Here is a 1,110-nt window from a genome sequence, read left to right as displayed (position 1 = left end):
TGCGCACAAGGTCTGGGCCGCCATGATGACCAATGAAAAGCCCGGTGGCCATGGCGAACGTTCGGTCGCTGTCGGCACCATCGACATGGCGGTCTGGGATGCGGTGGCCAAAATTGAAGGCAAGCCGCTGTACCAGTTGCTGGCTGAGCGTTATGGCAACGGCACGCCCAACCGCAAGGTGTTTGTGTATGCGGCCGGCGGCTATTACTACCCAGGCAAGGACGACGCCAAGCTGATGGCCGAGATGCGCAGCTACCTGGACCGGGGTTATTCAGTGGTCAAAATGAAAATTGGCGGAGCCTCATTGTCTGATGATTGCCGCCGCATCGAGGCGGTGCTGGGCATGCTGGCGCCGGGCCAGAAGCTGGCAGTTGATGCCAATGGCCGCTTCGATCTGAAGACCGCCGTGGCGTATGCCAAAGCCCTGTCGGCCTACGATTTGTTCTGGTACGAAGAAGCTGGCGACCCGCTGGACTACGCGCTGCAGGCTGAACTGGCGCCGCATTACGCCGGACCCATGGCCACCGGCGAGAACCTGTTCTCGATGCAGGACGCGCGCAACCTGATCCGTTACGGCGGCATGCGGCCAGACCGCGACTGGCTGCAGTTCGACTGCGCGCTCAGTTACGGCCTGGTCGAGTACCTGCGCACGCTGGACATGCTGAAAGAGCACGGCTGGTCACCAGCGCGTTGCATCCCGCATGGCGGCCACCAGATGTCGCTGGCGATTGCGGCGGGTCTGGGCCTGGGCGGCAACGAGTCTTACCCCGACCTGTTTCAGCCCTACGGCGGTTTTCCCGACGGTGTCAAAGTGGTGGACGGTTACGTCACGCTGCCTGAGCTGCCGGGCATTGGTTTTGAGGGCAAGGCGGACTTGTATGCGGTGATGAAGGAGTTGGCGGCTTGATCAATCAAAAGGGCGGGCGGCCGCAGGCTGCGCTGGGTGATTGAAAAGCTGCTCGGGGAGTAGGGCGGTTGCGAACCGGCCTCGCAAGAAGGCCTGGTTTCAAGTTCGACGTTGATGGATGAACCAAGTTGATCGCTGTTTTCGGCTAGACCGGAAAATTGCGCCTATGAAATCGGAGGGCTGCTTCAGACTGAATGCTGTCC

The 1,110-nt window shown here is 61.0% G+C and carries 1 protein-coding gene; it reads left to right on the top strand.

Going from position 1 to position 1,110, the window contains the following annotated elements; translation table 11 throughout:
- Positions 1-907: enolase C-terminal domain-like protein (locus Q8L50_RS14465; RefSeq protein ID WP_305349339.1), on the top strand; the 907-nt coding region annotated here is incomplete at its 5' end.
- Between the last annotated feature and the right edge of the window lie 203 nt (positions 908-1,110).

It is taken from the genome of Polaromonas sp. (genome assembly GCF_030680935.1).
Classification (GTDB): Bacteria; Pseudomonadota; Gammaproteobacteria; order Burkholderiales; family Burkholderiaceae_C; genus Polaromonas.
This window is presented reverse-complemented; position numbering and strand designations above follow the sequence as displayed.